The sequence below is a fragment of the Paenibacillus sp. FSL H8-0168 genome (assembly GCF_038592955.1).
Lineage (GTDB): Bacteria > Bacillota > Bacilli > Paenibacillales > Paenibacillaceae > Paenibacillus > Paenibacillus polymyxa_B.
In genome coordinates this window covers 2528198-2544203 of record NZ_CP151948.1, presented here as the reverse complement: position 1 = coordinate 2544203, position 16006 = coordinate 2528198, and the positions used below count along the sequence as shown (strand labels likewise).

Annotated in this window: 13 protein-coding genes and 1 pseudogene; 3 read left to right on the top strand and 11 right to left on the bottom strand. The window is 47.2% G+C overall.

Annotated features, from left to right (window positions below; genetic code table 11):
- Positions 1 to 126: 126 nt before the first annotated feature.
- Together MHI21_RS11940 and MHI21_RS11935 are read left to right on the top strand one after the other, a co-directional pair.
- Positions 127 to 567: pseudogene (locus MHI21_RS11940) on the top strand (response regulator transcription factor); the annotation flags it as partial.
- 15 nt (positions 568 to 582) lie between these two features.
- The gene (locus tag MHI21_RS11935) at positions 583 to 1689 is read left to right on the top strand and encodes a HAMP domain-containing sensor histidine kinase (RefSeq protein ID WP_342420067.1); all 1107 of its coding nucleotides are present in this window, start codon (positions 583 to 585) and stop codon (positions 1687 to 1689) included.
- 12 nt (positions 1690 to 1701) lie between these two features.
- Here MHI21_RS11935 and MHI21_RS11930 read toward each other — a convergent pair whose 3' ends face one another.
- The 10 genes from MHI21_RS11930 to MHI21_RS11885 form a co-directional block, all read right to left on the bottom strand.
- Positions 1702 to 2457, bottom strand: a complete 756-nt coding sequence (locus MHI21_RS11930; protein WP_342420066.1) for a lactate utilization protein — start codon at positions 2455 to 2457, stop codon at positions 1702 to 1704.
- On the bottom strand, positions 2450 to 3970 hold the full coding sequence (locus MHI21_RS11925; protein ID WP_342420065.1) for a LutB/LldF family L-lactate oxidation iron-sulfur protein: 1521 nt from the start codon (positions 3968 to 3970) through the stop codon (positions 2450 to 2452). Before MHI21_RS11925 ends, MHI21_RS11930 begins: the two co-directional genes overlap by 8 nt.
- A complete protein-coding gene (locus MHI21_RS11920; protein WP_254329771.1) occupies positions 3967 to 4695 on the bottom strand; it encodes a (Fe-S)-binding protein in 729 nt (242 codons plus the stop codon). The genes MHI21_RS11925 and MHI21_RS11920 overlap by 4 nt, the downstream gene beginning before the upstream one ends.
- 269 nt (positions 4696 to 4964) lie before the next feature.
- Positions 4965 to 5723, bottom strand: a complete 759-nt coding sequence (locus tag MHI21_RS11915) for a DeoR/GlpR family DNA-binding transcription regulator (RefSeq protein WP_341161583.1) — start codon at positions 5721 to 5723, stop codon at positions 4965 to 4967.
- A gap of 20 nt (positions 5724 to 5743) precedes the next feature.
- Positions 5744 to 7219 (bottom strand): rhamnulokinase, encoded by a 1476-nt coding sequence (gene rhaB, locus MHI21_RS11910; protein WP_342420064.1) that lies wholly within the window; start codon positions 7217 to 7219, stop codon positions 5744 to 5746.
- Positions 7216 to 8436 (bottom strand): L-rhamnose isomerase, encoded by a 1221-nt coding sequence (gene rhaI / locus MHI21_RS11905; RefSeq protein WP_342420063.1) that lies wholly within the window; start codon positions 8434 to 8436, stop codon positions 7216 to 7218. Before rhaI ends, rhaB begins: the two co-directional genes overlap by 4 nt.
- Before the next feature lie 334 nt (positions 8437 to 8770).
- On the bottom strand, positions 8771 to 10840 hold the full coding sequence (locus tag MHI21_RS11900; protein ID WP_342420062.1) for a bifunctional aldolase/short-chain dehydrogenase: 2070 nt from the start codon (positions 10838 to 10840) through the stop codon (positions 8771 to 8773).
- A 304-nt stretch (positions 10841 to 11144) separates the two neighbouring features.
- The gene (locus MHI21_RS11895; RefSeq protein ID WP_341161587.1) at positions 11145 to 11786 is read right to left on the bottom strand and encodes an acetyltransferase; all 642 of its coding nucleotides are present in this window, start codon (positions 11784 to 11786) and stop codon (positions 11145 to 11147) included.
- Entirely contained in the window at positions 11783 to 12922 is a 1140-nt protein-coding gene (locus tag MHI21_RS11890) for an aminotransferase class I/II-fold pyridoxal phosphate-dependent enzyme (protein WP_342420061.1), read from the bottom strand. The genes MHI21_RS11895 and MHI21_RS11890 overlap by 4 nt, the downstream gene beginning before the upstream one ends.
- 34 nt (positions 12923 to 12956) lie before the next feature.
- Positions 12957 to 13823, bottom strand: coding sequence for a glycosyltransferase family 2 protein (locus MHI21_RS11885; protein WP_342420060.1), 867 nt, complete (start codon positions 13821 to 13823; stop codon positions 12957 to 12959).
- Between the two features lie 236 nt (positions 13824 to 14059).
- On the opposite strand from MHI21_RS11885, the gene MHI21_RS11880 reads away from it, so the two are divergent.
- Positions 14060 to 15589, top strand: a complete 1530-nt coding sequence (locus MHI21_RS11880; protein WP_342420059.1) for a glycosyltransferase — start codon at positions 14060 to 14062, stop codon at positions 15587 to 15589.
- A 131-nt stretch (positions 15590 to 15720) separates the two neighbouring features.
- Here the strand turns inward: MHI21_RS11880 and MHI21_RS11875 are convergent, their stop codons facing one another.
- Positions 15721 to 15993, bottom strand: coding sequence for a hypothetical protein (locus tag MHI21_RS11875; protein ID WP_342420058.1), 273 nt, complete (start codon positions 15991 to 15993; stop codon positions 15721 to 15723).
- Positions 15994 to 16006 lie beyond the last annotated feature (13 nt).

Below are 16006 nucleotides of genomic sequence, written 5' to 3'. Positions count from 1 at the left end.
ATCTTTAAAAAGGTATATAATACGCCCATATTGTTTACTGCTGGAAAGAACAGAAAGGGTGCACAACCATGCATAACGGAACCATTTTATTAGTAGACGATGAGCCTGAGATTATTAAGCTGATGCAACAAAATCACAGGACTTAGCGTTGGAGCCGATGATTATGTCACTAAGCCGTTCAGCCCGTTGGAGCTGGTGGCACGCATCAAATCTCAGCTGCGCAGAGTACGGAAATATACCCACTCGTCCCCTGCATTGGAGCATGAAATGATACTGGACGAACTCACCATTAATTCTGCTACGCATGAGATCACTCTCGCCGGAGAATCCATTAAGCTGACCCCGCGCGAATTTGCCATTGTCGAGCTGTTGGCCCGTAATCGTGGTCAAGTACTGAGCATGGAACAGATCTATGAAAAAGTGTGGAAAGAGCAATACCTGGAATCCAACAACACGCTGATGGTTCATGTGCGTAAAATTCGCGAGAAAATTGAGACTGATCCGAGAAAACCCAAATACCTGAAAACGGTTTGGGGCATCGGCTACAAAATGGAAAAATTCGATTAATGGAGGATTCACGTCTTGAAGGCAAAACGATATGACACGTTGGGATGGAAGCTGGCAGCCCTTAGCCTTGCCGCTTTCGCTCTAACCGGACTGATTTTGATGGTGTTTTATTATGGAGCATCTTTGCTGCTATGGCTGAACCCTTCCCGTTCATTTTTTGGCACCCGTCTGGTTCGCTGGACCGTAAATCACATCGGGTCCCCACTGATCATGCTGGTGGGCGGGCTACCTACATATATCTATTTCTTTTTCCTTTTTACCAAAAATACGATTGGCTACCTTCGCGAAATTACGACGGGGATGCAGGAGTTTGCTGATGGAGATCTGTCCTATACGATTCCTGTTTCTTCAGCGGACGAGCTGGGTACCTTGGCGAAAAATATGAACACCATGGCGGACAAGCTCCGTCTCTCACTGGAAGAAGAACGGGCTTCCGCCAAAGCCAAAAACGACCTGATCACCGGCGTATCTCATGATCTTCGTACCCCGCTAACATCCGTGATCGGTTTTTTGGAATATATTGAAACCGACCGCTATCGGGATGAAATTGAGCTGCGATATTATGTGAACATTGCTTATGAAAAGTCATTGACGCTTAAAAAGCTGATCGACGAGCTGTTTGAATACACGCGTGTGAGCGGTGGCAGTCTGCCACTGGAGCTGGAGCCTGTAGATCTCGGCAAATTGCTCACTCAGCTTGCTGAGGAATTTGTACCCTCGCTGGAACAGGCGGACATGTCCTACCGTGTCCGAATCGTCGAGCCTGTTCGGATTCTAGCCGATACAGACGAGCTGGTACGCCTGTATGAAAATTTATTTTCTAACGCTATTCGGTACGGAAAAGACGGCAAACGCCTCGATATCACCATAGGACGCGAAGACGACGAGGCGGTGGTAATCTGCACCAACTACGGCACCCCAATTCCTGTGGAAGATGTCCCGCACTTGTTTGAGCGGTTTTACCGGGTGGACAAATCACGCTCCAAGGAAACTGGAGGCACCGGGCTAGGCCTTGCGATTACAAAAAGTATTACTGAGCTGCACGATGGCCGCATTTCGGTTAGGAGTAATCGCAGACAAACAGATTTTGAAACCCGTTTTCCCCTGTATCATGCTCGTTAGGCGGTCTACACGCTAGACCACTAACAACGTATAGACGATGCCGGGTCCATGGACACCAATCGTCAAATCATTTTCAATATCCGACGAGCGGCTCGGCCCAGTAATAAAATGAATGCCTGCGGGCAGTTTCTCACGCCCGATTTCGTCAAAGCGGCTTAGAATCTCGCCCAGTCGTGTTCGCAAGCGCTCTACTGGCAAAAGAATGATCAGTGCGGTTGGCAAAAGGCTTACCGCACGGCCTTTCTCCGGCGAAGATAGCACCGCTACCGAACCGGTGTAAGCAGCCGCTTCGTCGGCGATGACGATGCCAATATCCGCCTCGGCAGCGCGGGCCTTCCAGTCCTCGACTGGATCGGTGTTCCACACCGATAAACGGACTTCCGGCAGCGCCGATTCCAGCTGGAGCGCATCCAGATCCGGCTCATTCTGCCGGACGATATAGGCCGCTCCCAGCTCTCGCGCTTTGAGCGCGATCCAGTCTGCGGTCTGCTCCAAATCCGGCAGACGCACGACATGCCCGCCAACACTTGTAAAGTTGGCGGTGAACTCCTCGATGCGCCGCTCCGCGCTCCATTCGAATTCGTGCCAAAATGCAGGTGCCCCGCGAAACGGCTGAACTGGCGGTTCCGTTTGTCGTGGACGCTTGAGCCGCGTCGCGATGTCGTCCATAAAGCGTACCTGCTTGGCACGGGATTCTGCTTCCATTTGATGAAGCCACGTTTCATGGGCCGCTTTTGCTTGCGCAGAAGGATTACTCTGTTCACTCATGCTGCGTCCCTCCTTTACTTCTATCTGCCAAAATCTTCTCCATTCGACTGAGAACATCCGGCTGCATCACATTGCGTTCCTGCTCCAGCTTATGCTCCAGCGTGTTCCATTGCTGACGGAAGGATTTTTTCGCCAAAGAGGGAGCCACACGGTACGTATTCCATCCCTTTAGGGGGCCCAGCTTTAGGGTAATTTCGCCCTTACGAACGACCGCTTTCTGAGCAATCTGCCCTAGCCGAATCGCCGCTGCGAATCGCTTCGAGCTGGAAACCACGGTCGCAAAACCTTTCATTCCTACTGTTTCCAGCTTATCTCCTTGTCCCGCCTCTACATTACGTCTACGCAAATATACCAGCATATCATGCAGCGGTATTTTGACCGGACAGGCTTCATAACACGCACCACACAGACTGGATGCACTCGCAATATCGTTCCACTCTTCGATGTTGCCATGAAGGGCAGGCGTAAGCACTGCACCGATAGGGCCACTATATGTCCCACCATACGCGTGTCCGCCAATGTGTCGGTACACCGGACAGGCATTCAGGCAAGCCCCGCAGCGAATGCAATTCAACAGCTCTTGAAACTCGGGATTGCCTAGCTGTAGTGAACGTCCGTTATCTACGATGATGATGTGCATTTCGTCAGGCCCATCGGCATCTTGGCTGCGCCGAGGGCCTGAAATACCGGACATGTACATGGTCAGCTTCTGTCCGGTAGCGGATCGTGGCAGTAATGTAGCCATGACCTCCAAATCCGTCCAAGATGGAATAATCCGTTCCATGCCCATCAGCGTAATTTGCGTTTTGGGCAAAGTGGATACCATTCGTGCGTTGCCTTCATTTTCAAACAGAACCATAGAGCCTGTCTCGGCGATGGCAAAATTACACCCGGTCATGCCAATATCCGCTTCCAGAAACTTTTCACGCAGCTTTTTGCGGACAAAGCCTGCCAAAATCGTCGTATCCGCGGACAGTTTCTCCCCTGCTTCTTTGGATAACAGCTCGGCAATCTGATAGCGGTTTTTGTGAATCGCCGGAATGACGATATGAGACGGGGGCTCTCCTGCCAGTTGAATAATATATTCACCGAGGTCACTTTCAATCGTCTCGATATCCGCACCCTCCAGCGCCTGATTCAAATGCAGCTCCTCCGACACCATCGACTTGGATTTGACGACGGAACGAGCTTGGCTATGCGCAGCAATATCCAGTGTAATACGTACGGCATCGGCTGCTGTGTCGGCAAAATGGATATGCACCCCGTTGGCACGGGCATTTTCTACAAATAGATTTAAGTAATAGTCCAGATGGGCAATGGTATGAAGACGAATTTGGCGCCCGCGCTCACGCCATTCCTCCCAATTTCCGTGCTGCTCTGAGGCCACCCGCTTACCGTTGCGCAGCCGATCTGTAGTGAAACGAACTGCATTCCGCAGAAAATCATCATTGAGAGCCAGCTCTGCGCGTTTCTTAACCTTTTGGTTCATGGAATGTGAATGTACGGCGGTCATGCGTGCTTCACCCCTTCGTACAGCAGCTCAGCCAGATGCATGACCCGAACTGGCTCCTCCCGATACCGAAGATTTCCGGCAATGTTCATCAAGCAGGCCATATCTAGTCCGACCAGTACCTCGGCTTCGGTCTCCCTGATGTGGTCCACTTTTTCAGTCACCATCGCTCCCGAAATATCCGGCATTTTCACCGCGAAAGTCCCGCCAAAGCCACAGCAGTCCTCAGCAAAGGGAAGTGGTACTAATTGCAGCCCCTTTACACTGCCAAGCAGCTTCATCGGTTCCTCCTTCACGCCGAGCAAACGTGTGCCATGGCAAGACGGATGGTAGGTTACCTTATGCGGAAAAGACGCGCCCACATCGGTCACGCCCAGCACCTGCACCATAAATTGCGTAAACTCGTACGTCTTTTGCTCAAGTCTCCGTGCCGAATCGAGCCATTCGGGCTCATCCTTAAACAACTCCGGGTAATGATGAATCATATATGTGCAGGAACCGGAGGGGGATACGACAAAATCGCTGTCGTTAAACGCTTTCAAAATCGTTTTGGCTGCAGCCCTCGTTTCATCCCAATACCCGCTGTTATAGGACGGCTGTCCGCAGCATGTCTGCACCTTCGGAAAATCCAGCTGAACACCATATCTGGCAAGCAAGCGTGCCATCGCTTCCCCCACCTTGGGATAAATCGCATCACTCAGACAGGTAATAAATAAAGATACCTTCATACGGAACACCCCTTCCGTCCATGGAATTGCTATTACTTTATAACTGAAAAGTTACCTTTAGTGCCACTGCGCAGTCGGATGGTGCTTCCCATCGCTGTTGCCCCCAGATTTTTTTACTCAATGCTAAAAATCCGGGGAAGTGATAATTTAGAAGCTTGCAGGGGGATTCTCATTTATAACTTTTTTACATCATCAAAGAATTCCCCTGCAACAGCGATTGTAAGATCAAATGAAACGCAAAGCGGCCTTCACCTTGGAAACTCCCCGCTTTATACAACCGTAACTGGAATCGCCAGCTCCGCAAGTTGACTGCGAATCGGGTCCGACAACCGTGAATCTGTAATGATCTCGGACACTTGCGACAGGCTCACGACATGCGTAAACGCCTGCTGCCCAAATTTGCTCGCATCCGCCAGTAAAATCACACGGTCTGCAATGCTGACCATTTTCTGCTTCAAACGAGCTTGCAGTTCATTCGATTCGCTAATACCGCGATCCAGATGAACCCCTTGGCTGGAGAAAAACAATTTATCCACATAATAGGTTTCTAGTGAACGCTCTGCGAGCGGGCCTACAAATGACAGCGAGCGTTGAAGCAACTGCCCCCCCGTCGAAATGACCTCGATTTTTTCCTTACCCGACAGCTCTGTAGCTACCCGAATCGAATTTGTTAATATTGTCAAAGGAATATCCGGTAAGCTTGACGCCATATACCAGGCGGTTGTGCTAGCATCCAGCAAAATACGATCATTCGGCTGAATCTGCTTGACCGCTTCTTCGGCAATCCTACGCTTTTCCTCTGCGTTCATAATTTCCCGTACCGCATAGGGCGTTTCAGGCTGCTCGTTTTTGACACTGACCGCTCCCCCATGCGAACGGCGCAGTCGCCCCGCCTGCTCCAGGCGGTCCAGATCACGGCGGATCGTTTCCTCCGTTACTTTGCACAACTCACTCAATTCGGACACCCGTATGCTTCCTTTTTCATTAACGAGCTGCACAATCATCTCATATCTTTCTGCGACCAGCATGGCAATCTCACTCCACATCTTTAATGTACAAAAAGTCCCGCCACCCGCCGGAATTGCCCGTAGGCATCCTCCCACGCTTCTGACTCGGCAGGTTCATATTCCTCCACGGAAATAGAATCCGCGATGACCCGGCGTGCTTCCCATATATCGGCGAACTTTCCCTGTGTCATCCATTGTACCGCAAGATTGCCGATTGCGCTCGCTTCTGCAGGTCCCGCCCACACTGGTTTTTGAATCGAATTGGCCGTCCATTGGCACAGCAAGCGATTTTGAATCCCTCCTCCGACCATATGCAAACCATTAAACCGTTGTCCTGAGACCCGTTCCGTAAGCTCCAAAATGTAACGATACTTTAACGCCAGACTCTCCAAAATACAGCGCGTAATCTCTCCCGGCGTCTCGGGCAATGGCTGCCCGGTGTTACGGCAATATTGGCGAATACGTGTTTTCATATCCCCGGCATGCAGAAACAGTTCATCGTCCGGGTCAATCAAAGAAGTGAATGCTGGAGCCTGTTCTGCCATATGAACCAGTTCGGGGAAGGAATAGGAGCTTCCCTGCCGCTCCCACTCTCTGCGCGCCTCCTGTAAAATCCACAAGCCCATAATGTTTTTAAGCAGTCTGTAAGTTCGACCGACCCCACCTTCGTTCGTAAAATTAAAACGAAGCGTATTGTCATTGATTACAGGCTGTGCCGTTTCCGTTCCCATCAGGGACCATGTTCCGCAGCTCAAGTACGCAAACGAGCGCTCCAGGGCAGGCACGGCAGCCACAGCAGATCCCGTATCGTGCTCTGCTACTGCAATCACAGGAATCGCTCCAATGCCCAGATCAGTCATGACCGACGAGCGGATAGTTCCTGCAACATTTCCTGGCTCCAGCACCTCACCAAACCAGGAACAGGGGATGTTGATTCCAGACAAAAGCTCTTCATCCCATTTTTGCTGCAACGGATTATATAATTGCGTGCTGGTCGCATTCGAAAACTCATTGTACATTTCACCTGTCAGAAAATACCGCAGCAAATCTGGAATCATCAAGAAATGCTTTGCCTGCTCCAACAACGGAGAACTCGCATTTCGCATAGCAGCCAGCTGATAAATCGTATTAAACGTCAAAAACTGAATGCCTGTACGCTGAAAAATGAACTCTTTTCCCAGCCGTCCCTGTATTTCTTCCATCACCCCATGGGTGTGCCAATCCCGATAATGATAAGGGTTCCCCAATAATTCTCCGGTTTCCCCAATTAATCCAAAATCGACCGCCCAGGAGTCAATCGCAAGACTGGACGGATTCACTCCCATATGCTTGGCTTTGAGCAATCCTTGCTGAACCTCGTGATACAGACGCAACAGATCCCAGTGCAGACGTTCCCCAACCTTGACCGGATCATTCGAAAAGCGATGGATTTCCTCCACCACTATACGTGAATCTGTCAATTCTCCGAGTAGAACCCTGCCACTGCTTGCCCCCAAATCATAAGCGAGGATACTCACCAGCTTGCACCACCCTTGCCTCTTTGCAAAATCTGCGTGCCATACTCAGACGCTAAGTAGGCTTTCATCGGGTCTGTAGGTAATCCCTGCTCTTCACGGATCGCTCTGAGCAATGGTGCCACATCAAACTCAAACGCCTGGCGTACAGCATCCTCTGCACCCAGCACATCCTGGCGGTTTGCTGCATCTTCCACCTCTGCATGATTAATCAAGAGTGCCTTTGCGTATTGAGTCTGCACATTCAACACGGAGCGAATCATGGCCGGGATTTTGGGTTCAATATTGTGCGACTGATCGATCAAATACGCGATTTTATCTACGGTTTGGCGGATATCAGCTTCTATATCCTGAGCGGCATTTAAAATTTGAAAAAAGATCAAAAATAACTCATACGGATTGGCTGAACCTACAATCAGATCATCATCTGCATATTTATAGCTATTAAAATGAAACCCACCTAGTCGCTGCTCATCAATTAGAAATGCGACAATATGCTCCACGTTGGCTCCCGGCAGATGATGCCCTGTATCCACCAGCACCTGTGCCTGCGGCCCCAGCTTGGTTGCGTAATTGTACGCCATGCCCCAATCGGCAATATCCGTATGATAAAAGGCTGGCTCGAACGCCTTGTATTCAATCAGCATGCGCATGTCAGGTGTGAGCGCCTTATACATTTCACTGAGCGCTTCCAGCATCCAATTTTTCCGTTTGCGAATATCCCCCTGACCGGGATAATTCGTTCCGTCTGCGAACCATAAGCTAAAATCGTTAGAGCCCGTTTCCTTCGCAATATCCACACATTCCAGCAAATGGTTGATGGCTTTGCGGCGGATGACCGGGTCTACATTGGTGACACTGCCGAGCATGTAGTCCTCGTCTTGAAACAGATTGGGATTCACTGCCCCAATCCGCAGACCGAGGCTTTCGGCATGACTGCGAAGCTTGCCGTAATTATCTACTGTATCCCACGGAATGTGGATCGCAACGGATGGACATAAGCCTGTCACAGCATGAACCTGCGCGGCATCCTCCAACTTTTCGAATGGATCACGCGGCACACCTGTTTTCTGAAAGACTTTAAACCGTGTACCTGAGTCGCCATATCCCCAGGATGGTGTTTCTATGCTAAGCGCTTTCAACTTTGCCTTTACTTGTTCCAGGTCAATGCCTCGTTGTTGCTGTTGCTCCTCGAATAAGGCGTACGCTTTGTCACTCATCGTAGTTCCTCCTTGGAAAATAAAGCGAGTTACGGGAGGCCGCTTCGCGTGCGGATTGTTCTTCCGATCGCTGTTGCAACGGGATTTTTCATTTTATAACACATGATATGGTTAAAATCCCGTTGCAAAGGCGAACACTTCGTTTCTTCAGAACAATTCCGCCCGCTCCGCTGCTGACCATCCATAAAGTCACTTCTATTTTAAAGTGTTAGTGTGTATATAAAGGATGAGAACACGTAAATACGTTACATTGCTTATTTACGTGTTTTCCAAAGTGTTTTACAACCCTTCGAAACTATCGTCATGTGGCTTACATAGGTTCGTTTTAATTCGGCTAGCGTGTAAATGCTGCGGGGACGCCACCGTCGATGGTCAGCATACAGCCTGTCGTTTTCTCTGCCTTGGATGAGGCGAAAAAGGCAATGCCCTCGGCGATATCCTGCGGGTAAATGTTGACCAGCAGCGTCGTCCGTTTGCGGTAATGCTCCTCCAGCTGGTCGGGCTCGATGCCGTAGGCGGTAGCGCGCTCGTTGCGCCAATTGGAGTTCCAGATTGCCGAGCCTTGCAGAATGGCATCCGGCAAAATGGTGTTCACGCGGATGCCATATTCACCGCCTTCTGCGGCAATACAACGGGCTAAATGTGCTTCCAGCGCCTTGACCGAGCTATAGGCCGTTACATTTTTGCCTGCGTAGACTGAGTTTTTAGAGCCGACGAATACCATGCTGCCGCCAAGTGTCTGCTCCTTCATGAGCTTGAACGCTTCTCGTGCAACCAGAAAATAACCTGTTCCCAGCACATTTACATTTAAATTCCATTCCTTTAATGATGTTTCATCGAATGGACTGGATGTAGCAAGGCCTGCATTGTTGACGATGATATCTACACCGCCATAGTTCAATGCTGTTTCTGCATAGGCAGCCTGAATTTGCTCCTCCTGCGTCACATCCATTTTTACGGCGATGGCTCGGTTTTCTCCGTAGCTGCTATTTATCTCTGTGGCTACCTTTTGTGCGCCTTCCAGGTTCAGGTCTGCCAGTACGACATGTGCACCTTCATCCACCAAACGACGTGCGGTTGCACTGCCAATTCCGCCCGCACCGCCTGTAATGAACGCAATTTTACGGGAAAATTCAGCTTCTGCTGGTGCGAGTGACAGCTTATAAAGCTCCAGCGGCCAATATTCCACGTTATATGACTCGTTCTCACTCAGCGAAACAAACTCTCCTAACGCCGTTGCTCCTCGCATGACAGCAATAGCACGATGATACAAGGCACCGCTTACCTGCGCGTTGCTCCAGCTTTTTCCTGTGTTGATCATACCAATACCCGGAATCAAAATTACACGTGGCGCAGCCTCAAACATAACATCTCCCTCATGCCGATTGCCCTCGAAATAAGCTTGATACTGTTCCTTATAGGCCGCTATACCCTCAGCGAGCTTAACTTTCAAGCCCTCTACGTCCTCCACATTCGGTGTCCAATTTACATAGAGTGGCTTCATCTTGGTATGAACCAGATGATCCGGGCATGCTGCCCCAACCTGGGATAAAACAGCAGAATCTCGGCCGTTCACAAACTTCAACACATCCTCCGCGTCATCAAAGGTGAGGATCATCTTTTTCTCATCACTGACTGCACCCCGGACGGATGGCATAACTTGGGACGCAATGCTTCGGCGCTCTTCAGAAGTAAGCGCTTTATATTTTACGCCTCCAAACGCCTGCTTTTCCTCTTGACGAGCTTTAATATAGCTTTCTGCTTCTTGAATGATTTCGATTGTTTTCGCATAAGCCGCTTCGGATGTGTCTCCCCACGTAACCAGACCATGCTTTTCCATCAATACCAATTCAGCTTGTGGATGATCGATTACACCTTGGGCAATCATTTTCGACAGCTTAAAGCCAGGACGGATATAAGGCACCCATACAAAACGGTCACCGAAAATTTCCTTAGCAATTTCCTTACCGTTGTGCGCACAGCACAAGCTAATAATCGCGTCTGGGTGTGTATGATCGACATGTGTAAAAGGCAGAAAAGCATGCAATAGCGTCTCAATTGAAGCCCGTGGATGCTTGGCATCTATCATACAGTTCGCCAAATATGCGACCATATCCTCGTCAGACATATCTTCCCTTTCAAATAAAGGACGAATATCCTCCATACGAAGCCCTGTGAAGTTATGCACTTTCATCGTTGCGAGATCGGAACCGCTGCCCTTAACGTACATCACTTCTACTTCACGCCCGCGAAAATCTGGTATCGTCGTTTTGGCCGAAGTGTTACCGCCTCCCCAGTTGCACACACTCCTATCTGTGCCAATCAGGTTAGAACGGTATACGAGCTGTTCCAGCATGCTTTTCTGCTCAGATGCTTGTGAAGAAATCCACAGACTTTGTACCATAGGAAAAAGACCTCCAAGTTTAGTTTTAGTTTTGAAATGCTTTATTACAGTGGTTATTCTTTGTTTATGGAGACTATAACACTTTTGTTTTGATTTGAAAATGATTAATACAAAAATAATCAAAAATAAATTTTAATTTTATCCATCTTAAAAAGGAATATATTTGTCTAGCTTAAAATATAATAAGGCCGTGCCAGATCAGGTATAAGGACCTTTTCCGGTACGGCCTTTTGACAGGTAAATCACTTCATTACCAAGCATATTGCTACGAATTTGATTGCGCTCTGGTTCAAAGGAAGGAGGCTTAGGGCATATCAAGTCGTTTTTTAACGACTGCTGGTACACCTGCAGCCATGGTAAAGCTGGGTATATCATCTTTAACAAAGGCACCTCCACCTATCATAGACCAACAGCCGATGTGACATTTCTCTCGTACCGAGGCACCGACCCCGATATAGGCTCCTTCATCTATGGTTACGTTACCTGCCAGATTCACGCCGGGGGCTATGGTTACATAATCGCCAATAACCGCATCATGACTCACGTTAACACTCCGATTGATAATTACATGCTGTCTGATTTTAATATTGTCCGTCAGGATAGCCCCTTCAAAGATCATGCTTCCTTCTCCAATGGTGTTTCTTCGAGACAAGCGAACACGGGGATGTATTAGCGGAGCTGCGATACGAAATCCCGCTTGAATTGTATGATGAACGAATCGCTTCTTTAATGCCGGGTCACCCACCCCCGCACATATCAGCTCCACCTCATATTTTAATGCTTCAATGTCATTCAACGTTCCCAGTACAGGAACGCCATTTACGATCTGCCCTTTCGTCTCAGGCCGTTCGTCTAAAAAACCTGTCACATGAACTCCCAGCTCTTCACATAACCAGTTGACTTCCCTCGCATGTCCGCCCGATCCCCAGATAACGATTTTTCTCATCCGCTTGCCTTTCTTCCCAAGTTCCCTAGAACGTTCACAATTCTTCGAACGATCATCTCGTCCAGCTCCTCCCACAAGGGCAGGCTGACAATATGTTTGGCAATATGCTCGGTAACATGAAGAGTAGAATGGAGATAACTTTGGAATTGTTTTTGCTGATGGCACGCCGGAGAAAAATAGGTTCTGGCTTCTATTGAATTAGAGGCTAATAACTTAACGACCTCTTGATTCGTGTGTGAATCTGGACTAAGAATAGGGATAAATTGATGAACAACCGATCCTTGCGTTTTTTGTATAGACCATCCTCGTTCTAATAAGTCTGCTTGGAGCAGTTCTTGAAGATAATATTCGTAGATAGTCCTTCTATTCTCCCGTACAGTCTTGAAATGATCAAGAGTGGCTAAAGCGATAGCAGCGGTATACTCGGATATTTTACTGTTAAGACCTTGGGTGACAGACTCCCTGCTGCTGGAGAAACCGAAATTCCCCGCCTGACGAATTCGCTTAATGAGATCCTGGTCCAAACTGTATACCAATCCACCCTCTCCGATACCAAAAGATTTGGTGGCATGAAAGCTGAATACTACAGATCCTCCAAAGCCTTTACCAAAATGGGTGGCTTCCTCGGGTGTTATCGTTCCAAAGCTGGCAGCAGCATCAATGACTACCGGAATTCCCTGCTCCTGCAGCTTATTGTATACGGATAAATCAATGGCTGTGCCAAAAGTGGCATAAGGAACGATTACCGCAATCTCATCTCCCAGCAGCTTGACTGTCTGCTCTAACTGCTCCCTGTTCATTTGCCAATTCTCCGGTTCAATGTCAAGGAAGTAAGGTTCTAACCCGCACCACTCAGCAGCAAGTGGGGTGGCAGCAAAAGTAAAACTTGGCATAACTGCATATTTGCCCTGTGGTCGCTTGCTGTGAGCGATCGCCAAAATCAAGCCGATGGTAGCGTTACTAACGGTCACAGCCGAACCGATTCCATCAAACATTTGCGCAATGACTCGCTCTTCAAACAGGTTATTTAAGGGGCCATAATTGGAGTAAATCCGCGTCTCTTCTATTTTCTCGAAATTGGCAATAAATCGTTCCTTTTTTACTAAACTAGGTCGTAAGAAGGGAATTTCAAACATAAGCCAGCCTCCTTTGCACATGGGATGAGCAAGTTTAGGATTCCAATGTTTTTAATATCATTTCAATTCGCTTGATATCTGCAACAAATTGTGGACGGCCTTTTATACGTTCATGATAAGAATGAAGTGCAGTTTTAAACAAATCGTCAGTATCAAGAAATCCATCATCTCTTGAGGCAATCATAATATCTAACCATTCCGTGAATGCATTTTGACCAAGCGTTTGATTATTTTGATTGGGATGTATTCGAAAATAGCTTAGCGCTTCAGGAATATAAACTGCTTTTCCTTTGGATAGTAAGTTCAACCAGGAAGCTAAATCATTAAGAAGAGAATACTGTTTTCCTTTATAAACTCCAAACCGTTCGATAAGATCTGTTTTTTTGAAAAACACTGTTGTAGGTTCACCAATCACATTTAAACAACGAGTTAATGCAACGTTTGCCAACATTCTTCCGTCCATTATCCTTGTTTCTTCGTATAACTTTTCCGTTGCATAGAGCGGTGGGAGAATAGCCCCTGATTCATTCATGGTTTGCCGATACGAGGTAACCAGTGTGATGTTTTCGAAATTTTCAAAAAAATAGAGCATCCTTGCTATTTTTTCTTTATGAAACATGTCGTCATCCATCAAGTAATTGATATATTCACCTGACGCCAAATCAAAACATTTATGCCAATTTCCAAGAAAAAGATTTTTATCATTTTTATAATATTTAATTTGGGGAAAAGAATCTAAATAAGAATCAATCATTTCTTGTACTTCATTCGTTGTACTGTCATCACAGATAATAATTTCGATGTTCGGGTAAGTTTGTTCCAATACACTGTCGATGGCGATTTTTAGTGTATGCGGCCGGTTATATGCAGGTATAACTACACTTACTAATGGGCATTCCACACTTACTCCACCTTTCTTTTATGCTTAGGTGTTTACGTCGGAGGTTTCAAACGGTTTATTCGCTATGTTCATATGGGCTGGCATTTTCCTCACATCCCCGAACACATACACATACATATATACTATTGGGAAATAAAATGATGCCAGGAAAATGGTTGTTTCAATAAAAATAATAACTTACGTCTAAACGGCACCTCCCTCTCGTTGGTGTTCGAAACTGGTAAAGGGGAATGATCATGTCATTGAATTTCACTCCGCTACTGACAACTCATTTATTTGTATCGAAGAAGGTTTTAAAGGATCATGTAAAAGAATTGATAGATAGATTGGAAGAAAGTCACATTACAATAAACTTGTATGAGGCTGAGCAGCCACTTATAGACAATAGCCTCCAAAAGCCTCGGGTTTACGTCTCGATCGGAGAAGAGTGGGGAGAATTTTCAGCACTAAAAGCGTTGCCTGGTCACGAAAAAAAATGCTGGTTGCACTTCCAATCACCAAACGAAATTCAACCTATGCATTTATTTTTCTGCTGGCTTAAGGCAACAGATCCTCTGCCGGAGAATAGAACGATTCCTCCAACACATTTTTCTTCAAACACACCTTTAATATCCGTCTTTACTGCCAGCTACAGATCAAAGGAAAAAATTCAACGACCTTATCAATCTTTATTGAAGCAGACCTACAAGAACTGGGAATGGGTAATCGTGGATGATTCCGGTGATGAAGATGAAACGTACAAGGAGTATTTACTCCCTTTAGAGGATCACCGTGTGCGGAGATATCGCCAGGATTCCCGCAATGGTTATATAGGGGCTATCAAAAGGTTTGCAGCAGGTCTATGTACAGGGGAAATTTTGGTAGAAGTCGATCATGATGATGAGCTAACTCCTGACTGCCTGGAGAAAATCGTCAAAGCATTTCAACAAAACCCTGACTGTGGCTTTGTTTATGGGGATTGTGCTGAAGTGTATGCAGGGAGCAATCATGCACATTGGTATGGCTGGGATTGTGGCTTTGGCTACAGTGTTCATTATCGAGTCTGGCTGCATGAAATGAACAGATGGCAAAATGTACAAAAACATACGACCATTAATGGCAAAACCATTCGACATTTGGTCGGTTTACCCAATCATCCCCGTGCGTGGACGAGGGACTGTTACCATCTGATCGGAGGCCATCGCAATGAACTACTGGTAGCAGATGATTACGATATGCTGGTCCGGACGTTTCTTTGTACTAAATTTGTAAACATCCCCGATTTGATATATATCCAATATCGTAACGAACATGGAAATAACACTACATTTCTCAGAAATAAGCAGATTCAGGTTCTTGTAAGGGAACTATATAGATGCTATTTTCAAAGGATCCAAATGAGATTGAAAGAGCTCGATTTACCAGAGCTATTGCCTTATCGTCGTATTTGGGAGACTTCTACGGATGATCCCGCCCGGAAATCTGCTCATGTTATTCAAGAAGATACTTCAAGATTCTCGATATTGTTCCCTATCCCCCATCCCTGCCCTGAAATAGAGCATACCCAATTAATTAAGACACTCCAAAAGGGCATTGAAAACAACTTTAGGGAGATTGAAATTGTGGTTGTAGGTCGAATTCCATCAGAAATCGAAACCTATGCCTCCAAAGCTCCCAGGGGAGCCATACGATGGTGGCCTATGGAGCCAAATGATTCATTAGAAACTTGTATTCAATATGGAAAATTTGTTGCGTCCTGCAAAGAGAAAGTGGTTGTGTTGCCCTAAATTACAACAAGGCTGATTAGAATATTAGCCAACAATTATTTTCCAATACCTTTGCCGAAGTCTCTCTGAATCATTTCCATGAGACTTCGACAAAGGTTTTTTTTCGTTACAGCAGAACTGCAAACATGAACTTAAGACAAAAAAAGAACCCAAAAGTTATAAATAACTTTTGAGTCCTCTAAATATACCTTGACCTTAAGCTGGTCCTTGGTCACCTTGCGGTCCTTGAACACCCTGAGGTCCTTGGTCGCCTTGCACGCCTTGAACTCCTTGAGGTCCTTGGTCGCCTTGGACGCCTTGAACTCCCTGAGGGCCTTGGTCGCCTTGCGGTCCTTGAACACCCTGAGGTCCTTGGACACCTTGAGGTCCTTGGTCGCCTTGTGGTCCTTCAGGTCCTTGGTCACCTTGTGGTCCTTG